A 17,619-nucleotide genomic window follows, 5' to 3' on the forward strand; every position below is an offset into this window, starting at 1 on the left:
TAGGACCACAGACATGACGATTTCATCCGGCGACACCCTGCCCACGGCCACCCTGCTGCGGATCGGCGCCGACGGGCCCGAGACGGTGGATCTCGGGGCACGGCTCAAGGGCCGCAAAACGGTGATCTTCGGGCTGCCGGGCGCCTTTACCCGCACCTGTTCCTCGGCCCATGTGCCGAGCTTCATCCGCACCCGGGCGGCGTTCGAGGCCAAGGGCGTGCAGGACATCATCTGCGTCTCGGTCAACGATCCCTTCGTCATGCACGCCTGGGGCGAAAGCAGCGGTGCCAATGCCGCCGGGCTGAGCTTTCTGGCCGATTCCGGGGCCGAGTTCACCAAGGCGATCGGCATGAACTTCACCGCGCCCGCCGTGGGGTTCTTTGACCGCTCGGTGCGCTACGCGCTTTATGCCGAGGACGGCGTCGTCCAGGTGCTGCACCGCGAGGAAAGCCCCGGCGTCTGCGAAGCCTCGGCCGGTGAGGCGCTGCTGGCGGCGATCTGATCTCCCCGTCCCGGACCCCGATCCGGGACCTCGCCCCGCAGGTCGGGACCACGGCCCCGACCATGAGGCCCCGGATCAGGTCCGGGGCGCGGGGCTCAATCGGCGAGCTGGTCCATCTTGCGGGCCAGCTTGACGTCGAGCGAGGACAGCCCGTCGACGTCATGGGTCGTCAGCACCACCTCGACGGTCTTGTAGACATTCGACCATTCCGGGTGATGGTTCCATTTCTCGGCATAGATCGCGACCCGCGTCATCCAGCCGAAGGCGTCGATGAAATCGTCGAACACATAGGTCTTGCAGATCGCGTCGCGATCGTCGTCGATTGTCCAGCCCTTGGCGACCAGCGGTGCAAGCATGGTCTTGCGGCCCGTGTCAGACAGTTTCTCGCTCATTGCTGTTCCTCCTGTTGGTCGCGCCGGAACGGGCCATAACTTGTCAGGATCTCGATATCCTCGTCAATCGCCGTGCGCTCCGCTTCGAGATAGCGCGAAATCGCCTCGGCAAAGCCCTTGTCGGCCACCCAATGCAGCGAATGGCAGGGCACCGGCAGATATCCGCGCGCCAGCTTGTGTTCGCCCTGCGCCCCGGCCTCGACCCGCGCCAGCCCCCGGCTGATGGCAAAGTCGATGGCCTGATAATAACACGCTTCGAAATGCAGGCAGGGGTGATCTTCGATACAGCCCCAATAGCGGCCATACAGCACTTCGCGCCCGATGAAATTCAGCGCCCCCGCCACCGGCCTGCCGTCGCGCTCCGCCAGCACCAGCGCGATATCGTCGCGCAGCGCCTCCTGGGCGATGTCGAAAAACGCCCGCGTCAGATAGGGCGTGCCCCATTTTCGGCTCCCGGTGTCCTGGTAGAACACCCAGAAGGCATCCCAGTGCTCGGCTTCGATCTGATCGCCGGTCAGGGTGCGGATCGTGCCGCCGAAACTTCGGGCGCGCTGGCGTTCCTTGCGGATGGTCTTGCGCTTGCGCGACGAGAGCGCGGCGAGGAAGGCGTCGAAATCTTCGTAATCGTGGTTTTCCCAGTGGAACTGCTGGGTCTGACGGCGCAGCAGACCCATGCTTTCGCCCGCCCGGGCCTCTTCTTCGGTACAGAAGGTCACATGCAGCGACGACAGGCCATTGTTGGCCGCCAGCCGGATCGCGCCCTGTATCAGCGCCGAGGCGCCGATTTCGGCAAAGCCCGGCCGGGTGAGAAAGCGCCGACCGGTGGCCGGGGTGAAGGGCACCGCAACCTGAAGCTTGGGGTAATAGTCGCCGCCGGCGTTCTCATAGGCATGCGCCCAATTGTGGTCGAAGATATATTCGCCCTGGCTGTGGCTCTTGGCATAAAGCGGCGCGCAGGCGATCACCTCGCCGCCCAGCCGCGCGGTCAGGTAGGTCGGCTGCCAGCCGGAGCCGCGCCCGACCGAGCCGCTGGCCTCAAGCGCCTCGAGAAAGCGGTAGGTGGTGAACGGGTCAAAAGGCCGCCCGCCGTCGTCTGTTTCGGGGCAGGCACAGGCATCCCAGACGGCGGCGCCGATCTCGGATATCCGGTCATGGGTCTGGATTTCAATCTGGGTTTCGCGCATCACACCTGCCTTCGTCCTTCAGAGACTTGGCGTCTCGGGACGCGCATTCAAGCCAAATACTGCTCGAAGGTGATATTGCAGGCCACCCGGCGCGCCGCTGCCTCCTGCGCGGGCGTGCGCACGGTCCAGCACAGCACCGGCACCCCGCGGGCCTTGAGCGCGGTGACCGGGGCGGCCGTCAGATCCGAAAGATCATGACTGATGAAACTGGCGCCAACCCGGTCAAAATCGGCGATGTCGCGCAGATGCGCGCGGGTCGCCTCCGGCAGCTTCGCGCTGTCGCCATCGTCAAAGGCGCAGGTGGTCAGCCCGCGCGGCAGATCGGGCGCGAGGCGCGCCATCTCGGCCATGGAATGCGGGTTGAACGACATCACCGCCACCGGCCCGGCATAGCCGTCGAGCGCCTGCGCGGTGGCCTGTTCCAGCGGGCCCACATCCGGCCCCATCGCGCCGTCCTGATCCTTGATCTCGACCAGCAGCGGCACCTGTCCCGCAGTGATCGCGAGCACCTCGGCCAGGGTCGGAATGCCTTCGTCGCCGCCGGTCAGCGCAATCGCGCCCAGGGCCTCGGCCGTCCGGTCCCGGATCGCGCCCCGCGCGCTGGTCAGCCGGTCGAGGGCATAATCGTGAAACACCATCGCCTGACCGTCGGCCGAAAGTTGCAGGTCGATCTCGATGCCATAGCCCCGCGCGATGGCCGCGCGGATCGCGGCGCGCGAGTTCTCGGGCCGCCCGTCGCTGCGGTCATGCAGGGCGCGGTGGGCGATCGGGCGGGTCTGAAAGGCGGCGGGCAGGGTCATGCGATCTCGAAGATGCCTTCGATCTCGACCGCCACGCCGAGCGGCAGCGACGCCGCCGAGACCGCCGAGCGGGCATGCCGTCCGGCCTCGCCCAGAACCTCGACCATCAGGTCCGAGGCGCCATTGATCACCTTGGGCTGGTCGGTGAAATTCGGGGTGGAATTGACAAAGCCGGTAAGCTTGACCACCCGTTTCAACCGCCCCAGATCGCCTTCGCAGGCGGCGCGCACCTGGGCCAGCAGACTCAGCGCGCAGGCCTGCGCCGCCGCCGCCCCGGCCTCGACCGCCATGTCCTCTCCCAGCTTGCCGAGGATCAGCCCCTCGGCACCGGAAGAGATCTGGCCAGAGACGTAAAGCGTGTCGCCGGAGCGCACGAAAGGCACGTAGTTCGCGGCCGGCGCGGGGGCGTCGGGCAGGGCAAGGCCCAGCTCTGCAATGCGGGCTTCTATCGGGTTGTCCATCGGGCACCTCCTGAGATTTGCCGCGACGCTAGTGCGCGGCGGACCTCAGGGCAAGGCCCTTCGATGGCTCAACTTTCGCGCATCGCCCGGGCCAGGTAATCGGCCAGCGGCTTGAGCAGATAGACCATCGGCGAGCGCGCCTCGGTGCGCAGAAACGCCTCGACCGGCATGCCGGGGATCAGCGCCGTGCCCGCCGGCAGTTTGGCCACTTCGCCCGGCCGCAGCACGATCTCGGCGCGGTAGTAAGGCTGGCGGCTGACCTCGTCTACAAAGGCGTCGCCGGAGATCTTGACCACCTCGCCGAAGATCTCGGGCGTTTCGCGCTGGCTCAGCGAGGTCAGGCGCAAAAGCACCTCCTGGCCGACGCGCACCTCGTCGATATTGATCGGCGCGACGCGGGCGGCAATCACCGCCGGGCGGTCACGCGGCACCAGGAACATCAGCGGCTCGGCCGGGCGGATCACCGCGCCCTTGCCGAACACCGCCAGGTCATAGACCGCACCGGCCACCGGTGCGCGGATCTCCATCCGGCCCAGCCGGTCGCGCAGCGCGGTCACCTCCTCGGCCAGCTCCCATTCGCGCACGCGCAGGTCGCGCAGCTGGGTGATCGCCTCTTCGCGCAGCCGCGACCCGATCGACAGGATGGTGATGTCGATTTCGGCAATCCGGGTCAGCGCCTGTGCCTTCTGTGCCGTCAACTCGCCCGCCAGCCCCTGAAGCTCGGCCCGCTGCCGCTGCACCGCCAGCACCCGCGAGGCCTGGGCCAGCTTCTTGTCGAGCAGGGTCTGCTGGTTCTCCAGCTCCTCTTCGATCAGCGCCCGGCGCTCATCGAGCGCTTCCTGTTGCGCCTCGATGCCCTCGATCTGCACGGCGATCTGCCGCGACTGGGCGCGCAGCCGGTCGATCTCGCCCGCGGTGGATTCGGCGCGCGCCAGGAACAGCCGGGTCTGGCCGGCGATCATCTCGGCCACCGAGGGCATCTCGGCGGCGGCGTCACGCAGGCGCGGGTCGTACTCCGGGCGCGCGGCGCCATCGCGCTCGGCCTCGAGCCGTCCGCGCCGGGCCATGATCTCGTGCATCTGGTCTTCGGCGATGGTCAGCTTGCCGCGCACCAGCGCCGGGTCGAGCCGGAGCAGCACCTGGTCACCGGCAACGATATCGCCCTCACCCACCAGCAGTTCCGAGACCGTGCCGCCATCGGGGTGCTGGATCGCCTGCCGGTTCTGGTGCACCTCGACCTGCCCCGAGGCGATCACCGCGCCGCTGATCCGGCTGAGCGCTGCCCAGCCGCCAAAGCCGCCGACCAGCGCCACCAGCGCCAGCGCGCCGAGAAACAGCGGCGTACGGACAGAGAATTCCCGGTTCATTGCACCCCTCCCGGCCCGGCCTGGCGGATCTGTGCCGCATTCTGCACGGTTTTCTTGAGCACCTCGTCGCGCGGGCCAAAGGCCACCCGCGCGCCGTGATCGAGCACCAGCAACAGATCGCATTCCTGGATCGCCGCCGGCCGATGCGCCATGATCAGCACCGCACCGCCGCGCGCCTTGACGGCGCGAATGGCGGCATTGACGGCGGCGCTGCCCTGGTTGTCGAGGTTGGAATTGGGCTCGTCGAGCACCAGGATCTCCGGGTTGCGATACAGCGCGCGGGCGAGCCCGATACGCTGCATCTGCCCGCCCGAGAGCCGCCCGCCATGCGCGTCGATCACCGTGTCATAGCCGTTCGGCAGCTTCAGGATCAGCTCGTGCGCCGCCGCCATCTGTGCCGCCTGCACCACCTTGTCGGCATCCGGCTCCGCTTCGAGCCGGGCGATGTTCTCGGCGATGGTGCCGTCGAACAGCTCGACCTTCTGTGGCAGGTAACCGATGTATTGGCCAAGCTTTTCCGGCGGATATTGATCGAGCGTCGCCCCGTCGAGGCGGATCCGCCCCGAGGCCGGCGTCCAGAGCCCGGTGAGCGCGCGCGCCAGGGTCGATTTGCCGGCCCCCGAAGGGCCGATCACGCCCAGCGCCTGCCCCGGCTTGAGATCGAAGGAGATCATCCGCAGCGCCGCCTGCCGCTCGGTCGGCGGAATGATGGTGAGCTGTTGCACCTCGAGCCGCGCTCTGGGCCGGGGCAGCTCCATCCGCGGCTTTTCCGGCGGCGTGCTGCCCAGGAGCTGCGCCAGCGCCTGCCAGCCATGGCGCGCGCGCTGCGCCACACCCCATTGGCCGATCAGCACCTCGATCGGCGCCAGCGCCCGACCCAGCAGGATCGAGCCGGCGATCATCGCGCCGGCCGACAGCTCGCCACGCAGCACCAGCCAGGCGCCGAGCCCCAGCATCGCCGATTGCAGCAGCAGCCGCAGCGCCCGGGTCAGCGCGGTAAAGCCGCCACTGACGTCAGAGCTTCGGATCTGGCCGTCGAGCGCCAGCTTGCGGGCGCCTTTCCAGCGCGCCAGCGCGGCCTTGTGCATGCCCATGGCATGGACCATCTCGGCCTCGTCGCGCATCCGGCTGGCCACCGCCTCGGATTCATGCGCGGCGCGGCCATGGGCCTGCACCGGCGCTTTCTGCATCTGTTGCGAGACCAGCGCGATCGCCACCAGCACCGCCCCGCCGCCCAGCGCCATCAGCCCGAGCAACGGATGGAAGATGGCGATCCCGGCGAGGAAAAAGGGCGTCCAGGGCAGATCGAACAGCGCCATCAGCACCGGCGAGGTCAGAAAGCGCTGCACCGATTCCAGATCGCGCAGCCCGGTGGCCGCGGCCGCGTCGGGTCGCGCCGCCGCGCGCCGCAGGCTGGCGTTGAACACCCGGTCATCCAGCCGCGCCTGAAACCGCGCGCCGACCCGTGCCATGATCCGGCCGCGGACGAAATCCAGCAGCCCCATCGTCGCATAGAGAAAGATCACCAGCGCCGAAAGCGCTACCAGCGTCGCCTCGGACCGGCTCGACAGCACGCGGTCATAGACCTGAAGCATGTAAAGCGGCCCGGTCAGCATCAGCAGGTTGGCGAAAAAGCTGAACAGCCCCACCGCCCAATAGAGTCCGCGGCTCTCCCGGCGCACCTTGCGCAATTCGCTCAGACCGGCTTCGCGTGGTTGCATACGCGGTTTCTCGCTCTTGTTACCGTGACCCGGACTTGATGGCCGCCGGACGGCTTGCTCACCATGCCCCGATAGGTCAGATTAAACCAGTGTCGCCCAATGGCCACAACGCCGCAAAGCCCCGGATTACGCCGTGGGCATCGGTCCTGAATAGACTACATAGCGATTATTGCGAAGCGATTGAGATTGCCAGTGCCGTCAGATTTTACATCCAGGATCCGCAGGGCCCTTGCCGGGCTCGCGCTTGGCCTTTTGGCCGCCTGCACCCTGCCCGAGCCCGGGCAGGTCACCCGCGACGGCATCTTCGATCCCTATGAGGCCCGCAACCGCCAGATACACGAACGCAGCAAGGCCTTTGATCGCCAGGTCACCCGCCCGGTAGCGATCGCCTATGCCCGGAACGTGCCGGAACCGGCCCAGGACATGGTGACCAATTTCGCCAACAACCTTGCGGTGCCGGGCGCGGTGGTCAACCAGGTGCTGCAATTCGACCTTGGCGGCGCGCTGCACAACAGCGTGCGCTTCGGGCTGAACACCACGCTGGGCTTTGGCGGGGTCTTCGACGTGGCGGCCGATTTCGGCCTTCAGGAGGACGAGGCCGATTTTGGTCAGACCCTGGCGGTGTGGGGCGTGCCCGAAGGCGCCTTTCTCGAACTGCCCATCCTCGGCCCCGCGACCGAACGCGACGCAGTGGGCCAGGTGGTGGATTTGGCGCTTGATCCCCTGAATGTGATCCCCTGGCCGGAAAAGCTCTATCTCAGGCTGCCGGCAGCGGTCGCCGAAGTCGGTCAAAGGGGTCGCTACGCCGCCTCGGTGGATTCGATTTTCTACGAAAGCGCAGACAGTTACGCCCAATCCCGCCTGATCTACCTCCAGAACCGCCGGTTCGAAGTCGGAACGGGGCAAGGCTCAGGTCTTGACGCGGCTTCGGGCGAAATTGACCCTTATGCAGAGTTGTCAGACCAGATTGTCGACCCATATGAAGAGCTTTACGGAGAACAGTGACATGTTGCGCAGACACTTCCTCACCGGCACCGTGGCAGCTGTGGCGGCGACGTCCTTTTCGGCCCTGCCCGCCCTGGCCCTGACCCCGGCCCGCGCCAGAACCCTGGTCGACGCGCTGGTGGCCGATATTAACCGGGTGATCGCCTCCGGCCAGTCACAGAGCGCGATGAACGCCGAGTTCGAGCGGATCTTCCGGCGCTATGCCGATGTGCCGACGATTGCCGCCTATGCGCTGGGGGTGGACGGCCGCCGCGCCAGTGCCGCGCAGAAACGCGCCTTTCAGGAGGCCTTCACCGGCTATATCTCACGCAAATACGGCGCCCGCTTCCGCGAATTCATCGGCGGCCGGATCGAGGTGAACGGCGTGCGCCAGGTCAAGAGCTTCTACGAGGTGAACTGCATCGCGCATCTGCGCGGCGAGGCACCTTTCGCGCTTGATTTCATGGTGTCGGACAATGCCGGCCGCGACCTGTTCTTCAACATGAAGATCGAAGGCGTGAACCTGCTGCTGACCGAACGCACCGAAATCGGCGCGATGATCGACCGCCGGGGCGGCGATATCGACGCGATGATCCAGGACCTGCGCAGCGCAAGCTGACGGAGGGGCTTGCCCGACGCCGGCGGCCGCGCCGCTGATCCTAGGCAAATAGCCGGTAGTAAATGCCGTCCGGCAGGAACTGCCCAAGCCGAAACAGCCAGGCGAAAGGCACGGGGAAGCTCTTCTTGAACCGGTCGGAATTCATGTGCTCGAAGATCGACAGGGCGGCCGTCTCGGGCTCCATCAGAGCGGGCATCCTGAAGTCGTTCTTGTCGGTCAGGCGGGTGCGGATGAACCCGGGATTGACCAGCTGCACCCTGACGCCCGAGCCGCGCAGATCGGCGTGCAGCGCCTCGGCCATGGCCATGACGCCGGCCTTCGAGGCGCCATAGCCGGTCGCGCCGGGCAGCCCGCGAAAGCCCGCGAGCGAGCCGGTCATGACGATATGGCCGCTGTCGCGCGCCACCATGCCCGGCACCACCTGCCCCAGCACCCGCGCGGCGCCGGTGAAGTTCACGTCGCACATCGCGGCGACCTCTTCGGCGTTCCAGGCCTGCGCCGGCTGCGGCCAGTAGACCCCGGCGAGATAGACCAGCCCGTCGATCTCCCCCGCCTCGGCGGCGGCGCGCGCCACCCCGTCGGCATCGGTCACGTCGCAGGCCACCACCTGCGCCCGCCCGGGCAGCTCCGCCGCAAGTTCACGCAGCCGGTCTTCCGACCGCGCCGAGAGGATCAGATGCGCCCCCGCCCGGCTGAGCTTATGCGCCAGCGACCGGCCCAGCCCCTCGCTCGCGCCCACGATCCAATAGCGTTTGCCCACGAATTCCGTCATCTTGCCTCCAGCAGGCGCGCCCCCGCCTCGCGGCCCGGCGCGCCAAATTTGTGTAATCGGCTCCGGTTGATGATCGGGCCATCCGGCCCGGGATACAACCGCCAGGCTCTGGCACAGATAGGCCGGTCGCAGCCCGGCGCCAGCCTCAGCGCGAAACCTCCTGGCGCGGCGCCTCCGGCCGCCTGCGGTACCGCGCGCCTTTCCACCACAGCTTGAGCGCCTGCCAGTGGATCAGCGCCAGCACCCGCCGCGCTCCGAACGGCCGGCGCAGGCAGAAGCCCAGGATCGCCCGATCGGTCAGCGGCGCGCGCGGGCCGGTCAGGGTGGCGGTCACCCCGCCTTGGCCGGTGTCGAGATCGATCCAGATGCCGATGCGGTCGGCCCGGATGTCGAAGCGGAAGGTATACTGCCCGGCCACCGGCTGAAACGGCGAGACATGCAGGATCTTGCGCGCGGCGATCCGGTCTTCTGCCGTGAGCGGTGAGTAATCCGGCTTGTGACAGAGATAGCAATGGCGGTCGCCGAAGGTATTGGTCACCTCGGCGATCACGGCGCAGAGCCGCGCCGCCTCGTCATGGATCAGCCAGAAGCTCACCGGGTTGAACACATGGCCCAACACCCGTGGCTGCGCCAGAAGCTGCACCCGCCCGCCCAGCGGCACCTGATATCGGGCCAGAACCTCGCGCAGCCAGGCCGGGCCGCGCCCCTGTTTCGGCGCGCCGCCGTGGTCGCTGTCGTGCACCGAGGTCAGCCCGGCCCGGTTGCGGCCAAAGAGCCGGGGGCCCGCCACATCCGCCTCGGCATCGAGCAGCACATAGTCGACCGCATAGCGAAAGCTGTTCTCGACCTCGCCCTTGCGTCCGTGCCAGGTGTGGCCGGCGATATGCTCGACCTGGGTCATTCCGCGGCCACCATGACATCGGGGCGCGCCAGGATGCGGTCGGCGACATCCGCCGCGCTTGCCAGACCGTCTTCGTGAAAGCCATTGCGCATCCAGGCGCCGCAGAACCAGGTGCGCCGCGCGCCATTGAACCCCGCCACCTCGCCCTGCGCCCGCAGCGCGGCCAGGTCATAGACCGGATGGCGCAGAGTGACCTGATCGTAGATCAGTTCGTCTCGGATCGGCTTGCGGGAGTTCAGGGTGACAAACATCGGGTCGTTCGCCGGGATCGGCTGCAACTTGTTCATCCAGTAGGTCAGGTCGATCTTGCCATCGCGCGCACTGCGGCCTTCGGTGTAGTTCCAGGACGACCAGCAGCCGCGCCGCCGTGGCATAGCGCGGGGATCGGCATGCAGGGTGATCTCGTTGGGCTGATAGCCGATCGCGCCCAGCGCCCGGGCCTCTTCGGTCGCGGGATCGGCCAGCAGCGCCAGGCTGTCGTCGGAATGGGTGGCCAGCACCAGTTCGTCGAACACCTCCCAGCCGCCGCCCGCGACGCGCAGCTCGACATGATCGGGAAAGCGACGCACGGCGCGGACCGGCGCGCCGATCCGCAGATCGACCAGACGGCGGCGCAGGCTGGCCTCGAGCCGGCGCACATATTCCACCGATCCGCCCTGCACCGTATACCATTGATGCTGCCCGGAATGGTGCAACAGCGCGTGGTTCTCGAAAAACTGGATCAGCGCCTGCGCCGGAAACCGCATGATCTGCTCCGGCGGCGTCGACCAGATCGCACCGGAGAGCGGCAGCAGGTAATAATCGCGGAACCAGTCGCCAAGCTGCATCTGCTCCAGGAAATCTCCCAGCGGCTGGTGCCGGTCGTTGGCGGCATCGAGCGCCCGGGCGTTGAACCGCAGGATGTCGCGGATCATGCCGAGGAACTTCGGGTTGAACATGTTGCGGCGCTGGCTGAACACCGCCTTGAGGTTTTCGAGCCCGTATTCCATCTCGCCGCCGCGCAGCGAGGCGGCAAAGCTCATGTTGCTCGGCGCCACAGGCACGCCGAGCTGTTGGAACAACGCGGACAGACGCGGATAATTGGCGTGGTTGAAGACGATGAACCCGGTGTCCACCGGCTGCTGCCCGCCCTGCCCCGCCATCACCGTGCGCGCATGGCCCCCCAGCCGCGGCCCGGCCTCAAACAGCGTGACCTCGGCCGCGTCGGCCAGGAAATGCGCAGCCCCCATGCCGGAAATGCCACCACCGATGACGGCAATCCTGCGGCGAAAGGGGGAAGAGGGGTCAAGCGGCATGAGGTCGTCCTGTTGTTTGGCTCGGTATCATCAGGTCTACGGCGCCAGCCGCGAAACGGATGAAAAAAACTGGCAGAACCAATGATCCATTCCCCGCGCCCCGCCGTATCCTGCACATGCTGATCGCGACAAAACCCCGTCAGGCGGGTGACATTCCGCCGGTTTCGCCGTCTTATGTTCCCGGGGCCATCGGCTCCGTGACGTCAGGGGAACAGAAACGACAGATGAAATCCGCGCCAGCACGGGCCGATTGGGTGGCCCATGTCATTCGCATCCGCGACGCGCGGGACGAGACCGCCTTTGCCGAGCTGTTTGCGCATTTCGCGCCACGGGTGAAAGCCTTTCTGATGCGCTCGGGCGGGGATCCGGCGATTGCCGAGGAATGCGCGCAGGAGGTGATGGTCACGCTCTGGCGCAAGGCGCATCTGTTCGATCCGGCGCGCGCCAGCGTCGCCACCTGGATCTTTACCATCGCCCGCAACAAACGGATCGATGTGCTGCGCCGACAGCGCCGCCCCGAGCCCGAAGACCTGAGCTGGGGCCCCGAGGAAGCGCCCGATCAGGCCGATATCGTGACGCTGCAACAGGAAAGCGCGCAGCTGAGCGCGGCCATCGCCCGCCTGCCCGAGACGCAGCGCGAGCTGATCCAGCGCGCCTATTTCGGCGAGATGAGCCACGGCGAGATTGCCGCGGCCACCGGCCTGCCGCTGGGCACGATCAAATCCCGCATTCGACTGGCGCTCGACCGCTTGCGCCATGCCATGAAATGAGCACCGCCATGACCGATGAGATCACCCACCACCTGACCGACGCCCTGCTGATGGCCTATTCGGCGGGCACCCTGCCCGAGGCCTTCAACCTCGCCGTCGCCACCCATGTCTCGATGTGCGACGCCTGCCGTGCCGCTGTCGAGAGCTATGACGCAGTGGGCGGCGCGCTTCTGGCCGAGACCGAGAGCCAAGAGATGGCCGCCGATGCCCTTTCATCGGCGCTGGTGATGATCCGCGACACACCGGCAGAAGCCCCGGCGCCGCGCCCGGCCGATATTCCGGCGCCGCTGGCCGGCTACATCGGCGGCAGCCTGGCGGATGTAACCTGGCGTCCGGTGGGCATGGGGGTCAAACAGGCCGTGCTCAAGACCTCGCCAGAGGCCACCGCGCGGCTGCTGTACATTCCCGCCGGGGCGGCGATGCCCGACCATGGTCACAAGGGGCTCGAACTGACGCTGGTGCTGCGCGGCGCGTTCTTCGACGAGGACGCGCGCTTTGGCCCCGGCGATGTCGAGGTCGCCACCGAGGCCGACGAACACACGCCGATCGCCGATATCGGCGAGGATTGCATCTGCCTCGCCGTCACCGACGCGCCGTTGAAATTCCGCGGCTGGCTGCCCCGCCTGGCGCAACCCTTCCTCGGTATCTGAGGCCGGAGGCTTCGGGCCAGGCGCCCCCGTCCCGGACCTGATCCGGGACCTCGCCCGCCCACCAAGAGGCCCCGGACCAGGTCCGGGGCGCGACTGCCCTATGTCCGCGGCAGGGGCACCACGTTTTCACCGCTCTCAGGCGCCAGTTCCTCGAAATCGAAATTGTCGAGCCGGCGCGCCCGGCGGCCGGCCTTGTCGGCGCTGATCTTGATCTCGGAGATATCTTTGGCGGCCTGGCCGAAATGCCGGTCGAGGCTCTCGACCCGTGTGCCCAGCCGCTCGACATCGGCAAAGAGCAGGCTCAGTTCCTTGCGGATCGCGCCGGCCTGTTCGCGCATCCGCGCGTCCTTGAGGATCGCGCGCATGGTGTTCAGCGTCGCCATGCAGGTGGTGGGCGAGACGATCCAGACCCGGGCGGCGAACCCCTCGCGCACCACTTCCGGGAAATTGCCGTGCAGCTCGGCATAGATCGCCTCGGAGGGCAGGAACATCAGCGCGCCCTCGGCGGTCTCGCCGTCGAGAATGTAGCGCTCGGCGATGTCGCGGATGTGCTTGCGCAGCGATTGCCGCAGCAACTGCGCCGCGCGTTGCGCCCGCTCGGGGCTGTCGGCACGGCGCAGCGCCTCATAGGCCTCGAGCGGGAATTTCGAATCGATGGCGATCGGCCCCGGCGGGTTGGGCAGGTGGATCAGGCAATCGACGCGACGGCCATTGGAGAGCGTCGCCTGCAAGGTGTAGCTGTCAGAAGGCAACGCCTTGGTGACGATATCGTTGAGCTGGATCTCACCGAACGCGCCCCGGGTCTGCTTGTTCGACAGGATGTCCTGCAACGACAGCACGTCGCCCGAGAGCTTGGTGATATTGTCCTGCGCCTTGTCGATGGCCGAAAGCCGCTCCTGCAATTCGCCGAGGCTCCTGGCGGTGCGGCGGGCCGAGCCGTGCAGGTTTTCCTGCATCTGCTGTTGCACCTGGCCCAGGCGCTGCTCCATCAGTTGCAGCATCTTGATCTGGCTCTGCGCCTGCGCCTCGCTGACGTGATGCAGCCCGCCCGACAGCCGCTCCTGGCCTTCGCTCAGGCTCTGCACCCGATGGCCCAGCATCCCCATCTGCTGCGCCAGTGGCTCGGTCAGCCGGGCCGAACGGGCGGCCGCGCGGGCGGTCGAGACCAGCAGCCAGAGCACGACGACAAGCACCAGGCCAGCGACCAGCAGCGCCAGAACCTGCGGGTCATCCAGCGTCAGGGGGGTGTCGCCGATCCGGATCATGTGCGGCCGAACAGCCGCTCGATGTCGGAGAGCTTGAGCTCCACATAGGTCGGGCGGCCGTGGTTGCACTGGCCGGAATGCGGCGTCGCCTCCATCTCGCGCAGGAGCGCGTTCATCTCTTCGGCCTGCATCCGGCGGCCGGAGCGGATCGAGCCGTGACAGGCGACGCGGCTGAGGATGGCATCGATCCGTTCGCGCAGCTGGGCGGATTGCCCGAGATCATGCAGCTCGTCGAGAATGTCGCGCAAGAGCGCCTCGGCGTTGACTTCGCCGAGGATCGCCGGGGTCTCGCGCACCACCACGGCACCGCCGCCGAAAGGCTCGACGGTGAGACCGAGATCCGCCAGCGCCGGAGCATGTTCCAGCAGCAGGGCGCAATCGGTGTCCGACAACTCCACCACCTCGGGGATCAGGAGCGCCTGGGCAGCGATGCCGCTTTCCGCCGCCTGCCGCTTCAACCGTTCATAGACCAGCCGCTCATGCGCAGCATGCTGATCGACCAGCACGATGCCCTGTTCGGTCTGGGCGATGATGTAATTCTCATGTACCTGGGCCCGGGCGGCGCCGAGCGGATGGTTCTGCGGCGCCGGCGCATCCGTGGTGTCGACCACGGGCTCCGGCGCCGGCTCGACCCGGGCGCTGTAGCTCTGTGCCATCTCGGCAAAGCCGGGCGCCTGCGCCTGATACGCCGCCTGCCGCGCCGCCGGGCCGGGACGGTCGAGCGGCGGCCGGTCCATCTGGTAGACGCGGGGCTCGGTCGGCTCGACCCGCATGGCGCCCAGGGTAGCGCCGGCGACGGTGGTCGAGGCCCGGTGCCCGGCCCCCGCCAGCGCATGGCGCAGCCCCGAGACGATCAGCCCGCGCGCCAGACCGGGGTCGCGGAAACGCACTTCGCTCTTGGCCGGGTGCACGTTGACGTCGACCAGCCGCGGATCGCAATCGACAAAGAGCGCCACCGCCGGATGCCGGTCGCGCGACAGGAAATCGGCATAGGCCCCGCGCAGCGCGCCGTAGAACAGCTTGTCGCGCACCGGGCGGCCATTGACGAACATGTGCTGCGCCACCGCCGAGCCGCGCGAATAGGTCGGCAGCGCGGCAAAGCCGGTGAGGTGATGGCCCTCGCGCTCGGCATCGAGCGGCACCGCGTTCTCACTGAATTCGCGGCCGAGGATCTGCGTCAGCCTGCCGTTCAGGGCGTCAAACAGCTCGCCCGACATCGGCTCGGCGCGAAAGCTGACCCGCGCCTGATCGCCGGTGACATCGCGCAGCGTGAAGCCGGTGAAGGGCTCGGCCATGGCCAGCCGTTTCACGACGTCGGAGATCGCCTGCATCTCGGCCCGGTCCGACCGCAGGAACTTGAGCCGCGCCGGGGTGGCAAAGAACAGGTCGCGCAGCTCGACCGTGGTGCCCCGGTTGCAGGCGGCGGGCTTGACCGGCCCATGATCGCCGCCCTCGACGTGGATCATCGCCGCCTCCTGCCCGCCGGCGCGCGAGGTGATCGTCAGACGCCCCACCGCGCCAAGCGAGGGCAGCGCTTCACCCCGGAAACCAAAGGAATGGATGTTCAGGAGGTCGGAGCCATCGATCTTGGAGGTGGCATGGCGGCTGAGCGCCAGCGGTAGCTGTTCGGGCGTCATGCCGCAACCGTTGTCGCGCACCCGGATCAGGCTCTTGCCGCCGGCGGCAATGTCGATCTCGATCCGCGTGGCACCGGCATCGAGCGCGTTTTCCACCAGTTCCTTGACCGCCGAAGCCGGTCGCTCCACCACTTCGCCGGCGGCGATGCGGTTCACCGCCGCATCGTCGAGCTGGCGAATTTCAGGCGCGTCTCTGTCGCGGATATTGGGGGGCTGATCCTTCATACCCCAAAACCTAGCATGGCCGCATTTGATTCTGCGAGGGGGTTTCGCGGCTGACCTCGAGCGGCCCCAAGGGGCCGGGAGGCCACGGCGCGGGGGCCGGGGCGGGCATGTCCCGCGTTCGCGCCCCGGACCTGAACCGGGGCCCCTGCCCGGCCTCCGACACGGGAGCAAAAAAGGAATGACCCTGACATGAAAAAGGCCCGGGCGTTTCCACCCGGGCCTCTCAGTCCTGTCACTCCGGGCTTAGCCCTTGGAGAATTCCGGGTAGGCTTCCATGCCCAGCTCGGCCATGTCGAGACCGTTGATCTCTTCTTCCTCGCCGACGCGGATGCCCACGGTGGTTTTGAGGATGAACCAGATCACGCTCGAGACCACGAAGACGAAGATACCGACCACGATGATGGAATAGAGCTGCGTGCCCAGCGAGGCGTCGCCATTGGTGAAGACCACGGCGATGGTGCCCCAGACGCCGGCGAAGAGGTGCACCGGAATGGCGCCGACCACGTCGTCGATCTTGAGCTTGTCGAGGAACGGCACCGCAAAGACCACGATCACGCCGCCGACCGCACCGATCAGGGTCGCGGCACCGAGCGTCGGGGTCAGCGGCTCTGCGGTGATCGAGACCAGGCCCGCCAGCGCGCCGTTGAGCACCATGGTCAGGTCCGGCTTCTTGTAGAGCACCTGGGTCAGGATCAGCGCGGCGATGGCGCCACCGGCCGCGGCGGTGTTGGTGTTGGCAAAGATGCGCGACACGTCGGCGACGTCACCCACGGTGCCCATGGCCAGCTGCGAGCCGCCATTGAAACCGAACCAGCCGAGCCACAGGATGAAGGTGCCGAGGGTTGCCAGAGCCAGGTTGTGGCCCGGGATCGGCACGGTCTTGCCGTCCTTGGTGTATTTGCCGATACGCGGCCCGAGGATCAGCGCGCCGGCCAGAGCGGCCCAGCCACCGACCGAGTGCACCACGGTCGAACCGGCGAAATCGAGGAAGCCCATCGCATCCAGGAAGCCGCCGCCCCATTTCCACGACGCCTGCAACGGATAGATGATCGAGGTCAGGATCACGGTAAAGATCAGGAAGGGCCAAAGCTTGATGCGTTCGGCCAGCGCACCCGACACGATCGAGGCGGTGGCGGCGCAGAACATCAGCTGAAAGAAGAAGTCCGAGCCGGTCGAGGCATAGCCGTAGTCATCCGCCGCATCGGCGGTCACGCCCACGGCCTCGAGCACGCCGGGGCCCCAGACGCCCGACAGGATGCCGTCAATCGCCCATGTGCCCAGCGGGTACATCAGGTTGTAGCCGATCAGGTAGTAGAAGATCGCGGCAAAGGAAAACAGCGCGATGTTCTTGGTCAGCTGCATGGTCACGTTCTTGGCGCGCACGAGGCCCGCCTCGAGCATGGCGAAACCCGCGGCCATCCAGAAGACAAGAAAGCCACCGATCAGAAACAGCAGCGAATTGAAGATGAAGACGCTGTCGGTCGCGGCGTTCACGCCGGGCACCGGGCCGTCATCCTGGGCAAGCCCGAGGCTGGGCGCGGCGATCAACGCGGCGGCAAGTCCCAGTTTGGTAAGAGTTTTCATGTGGTCTATCCCCTATGTCCGCTGCGCTTACAGCGCGTCGTCGTTCGTTTCGCCGGTGCGCACGCGCACGGCCTGTGCCACGTCGAGCACAAAAATCTTGCCGTCGCCGATCTTGCCGGTCTGGGCGGTGCTGGTGATGGTCTCGACAACCTGGTCGGCCATGGCGGCGGACACGACGATTTCGAGCTTGATCTTGGGCACGAAGTTCACGGCGTATTCCGCGCCACGGTAAATCTCGGTGTGCCCGGACTGCGAGCCGAAGCCCTTGATCTCGGTCACCATCATGCCGCGCACGCCGATGCCGGTCAGCGCCTCGCGCACTTCTTCAAGCTTGAACGGCTTGATTGTCGCAATGATGAGTTTCACGTTCTTCCCTTTCGGTAAGCGAGCCCGGGGCCCGCGGATTTCGCAGATGCAGAAAAACGGTGCTTCAGGGTGTTGGTGAAGTTTTCAGTGCAGTAAAAGACGGCGAAAACAGCGGCGTTTGCAC

General features: G+C 67.1%; 18 protein-coding genes. 5 read left to right on the forward strand and 13 right to left on the reverse strand.

The annotated features are described in order from the left end of the window. Positions 1-13: 13 nt before the first annotated feature. Complete coding sequence (locus tag BMW90_RS07235; protein ID WP_048533085.1) at positions 14-502, forward strand: peroxiredoxin; 489 nt, start codon at positions 14-16, stop codon at positions 500-502. Positions 503-597: 95 nt separating this feature from the next. Here BMW90_RS07235 and BMW90_RS07240 read toward each other — a convergent pair whose 3' ends face one another. The 6 genes from BMW90_RS07240 to BMW90_RS07265 form a co-directional block, all read right to left on the reverse strand. After that, a complete protein-coding gene (locus BMW90_RS07240; protein WP_048533087.1) occupies positions 598-894 on the reverse strand; it encodes a 4a-hydroxytetrahydrobiopterin dehydratase in 297 nt (98 codons plus the stop codon). Beyond that, positions 891-2,078: a GNAT family N-acetyltransferase gene (locus BMW90_RS07245; RefSeq protein ID WP_074835834.1), complete on the reverse strand. Its 1,188-nt coding sequence runs from the start codon at positions 2,076-2,078 to the stop codon at positions 891-893. The genes BMW90_RS07240 and BMW90_RS07245 overlap by 4 nt, the downstream gene beginning before the upstream one ends. A gap of 47 nt (positions 2,079-2,125) precedes the next feature. Continuing rightward, a complete protein-coding gene (locus tag BMW90_RS07250) occupies positions 2,126-2,878 on the reverse strand; it encodes a glycerophosphodiester phosphodiesterase family protein (protein ID WP_074835835.1) in 753 nt (250 codons plus the stop codon). Next, complete coding sequence (locus BMW90_RS07255) at positions 2,875-3,339, reverse strand: RidA family protein (protein ID WP_074835837.1); 465 nt, start codon at positions 3,337-3,339, stop codon at positions 2,875-2,877. The genes BMW90_RS07250 and BMW90_RS07255 overlap by 4 nt, the downstream gene beginning before the upstream one ends. Before the next feature lie 68 nt (positions 3,340-3,407). Further along, positions 3,408-4,706 carry an HlyD family type I secretion periplasmic adaptor subunit gene (locus BMW90_RS07260; RefSeq protein WP_074835838.1) on the reverse strand — a complete coding sequence of 433 codons (1,299 nt, stop codon included), beginning with the start codon at positions 4,704-4,706 and terminating at the stop codon, positions 3,408-3,410. Next, entirely contained in the window at positions 4,703-6,427 is a 1,725-nt protein-coding gene (locus BMW90_RS07265) for a type I secretion system permease/ATPase (RefSeq protein WP_074835840.1), read from the reverse strand. The genes BMW90_RS07260 and BMW90_RS07265 overlap by 4 nt, the downstream gene beginning before the upstream one ends. A gap of 192 nt (positions 6,428-6,619) precedes the next feature. Here BMW90_RS07265 and BMW90_RS07270 point away from each other — a divergent pair, with 192 nt between their 5' ends. Both BMW90_RS07270 and BMW90_RS07275 read left to right on the forward strand, forming a co-directional pair. Further along, the gene (locus BMW90_RS07270) at positions 6,620-7,432 is read left to right on the forward strand and encodes an MlaA family lipoprotein (protein WP_244526453.1); all 813 of its coding nucleotides are present in this window, start codon (positions 6,620-6,622) and stop codon (positions 7,430-7,432) included. A gap of 1 nt (position 7,433) precedes the next feature. Then, positions 7,434-8,030, forward strand: a complete 597-nt coding sequence (locus BMW90_RS07275) for an MlaC/ttg2D family ABC transporter substrate-binding protein (protein WP_074835841.1) — start codon at positions 7,434-7,436, stop codon at positions 8,028-8,030. A gap of 40 nt (positions 8,031-8,070) precedes the next feature. On the opposite strand, the gene BMW90_RS07280 is transcribed toward BMW90_RS07275, so the two are convergent. The 3 genes from BMW90_RS07280 to BMW90_RS07290 form a co-directional block, all read right to left on the reverse strand. Further along, on the reverse strand, positions 8,071-8,802 hold the full coding sequence (locus tag BMW90_RS07280; RefSeq protein ID WP_074835843.1) for an SDR family NAD(P)-dependent oxidoreductase: 732 nt from the start codon (positions 8,800-8,802) through the stop codon (positions 8,071-8,073). A gap of 145 nt (positions 8,803-8,947) precedes the next feature. Then, positions 8,948-9,703, reverse strand: coding sequence for a DUF1365 domain-containing protein (locus BMW90_RS07285; protein ID WP_074835846.1), 756 nt, complete (start codon positions 9,701-9,703; stop codon positions 8,948-8,950). Further along, positions 9,700-10,998, reverse strand: a complete 1,299-nt coding sequence (locus tag BMW90_RS07290; protein ID WP_074835848.1) for an NAD(P)/FAD-dependent oxidoreductase — start codon at positions 10,996-10,998, stop codon at positions 9,700-9,702. The genes BMW90_RS07285 and BMW90_RS07290 overlap by 4 nt, the downstream gene beginning before the upstream one ends. Before the next feature lie 224 nt (positions 10,999-11,222). Here BMW90_RS07290 and BMW90_RS07295 point away from each other — a divergent pair, with 224 nt between their 5' ends. Next, positions 11,223-11,768 (forward strand): sigma-70 family RNA polymerase sigma factor, encoded by a 546-nt coding sequence (locus BMW90_RS07295; protein WP_048533103.1) that lies wholly within the window; start codon positions 11,223-11,225, stop codon positions 11,766-11,768. A gap of 8 nt (positions 11,769-11,776) precedes the next feature. Further along, positions 11,777-12,418, forward strand: coding sequence for a ChrR family anti-sigma-E factor (locus tag BMW90_RS07300; RefSeq protein ID WP_048533105.1), 642 nt, complete (start codon positions 11,777-11,779; stop codon positions 12,416-12,418). A 98-nt stretch (positions 12,419-12,516) separates the two neighbouring features. On the opposite strand, the gene BMW90_RS07305 is transcribed toward BMW90_RS07300, so the two are convergent. From BMW90_RS07305 to BMW90_RS07320, 4 genes are all read right to left on the reverse strand, one after another. Continuing rightward, on the reverse strand, positions 12,517-13,683 hold the full coding sequence (locus tag BMW90_RS07305) for a DNA recombination protein RmuC (RefSeq protein WP_074835850.1): 1,167 nt from the start codon (positions 13,681-13,683) through the stop codon (positions 12,517-12,519). After that, positions 13,680-15,545, reverse strand: coding sequence for a DNA mismatch repair endonuclease MutL (mutL, locus tag BMW90_RS07310; protein WP_074835851.1), 1,866 nt, complete (start codon positions 15,543-15,545; stop codon positions 13,680-13,682). The genes BMW90_RS07305 and mutL overlap by 4 nt, the downstream gene beginning before the upstream one ends. A gap of 243 nt (positions 15,546-15,788) precedes the next feature. Then, a complete protein-coding gene (locus tag BMW90_RS07315; protein WP_048533109.1) occupies positions 15,789-17,129 on the reverse strand; it encodes an ammonium transporter in 1,341 nt (446 codons plus the stop codon). A 27-nt stretch (positions 17,130-17,156) separates the two neighbouring features. Continuing rightward, the gene (locus BMW90_RS07320) at positions 17,157-17,495 is read right to left on the reverse strand and encodes a P-II family nitrogen regulator (protein ID WP_048533111.1); all 339 of its coding nucleotides are present in this window, start codon (positions 17,493-17,495) and stop codon (positions 17,157-17,159) included. Positions 17,496-17,619 lie beyond the last annotated feature (124 nt).

This window comes from Marinovum algicola (assembly GCF_900109145.1).
Lineage (GTDB): Bacteria > Pseudomonadota > Alphaproteobacteria > Rhodobacterales > Rhodobacteraceae > Marinovum > Marinovum algicola.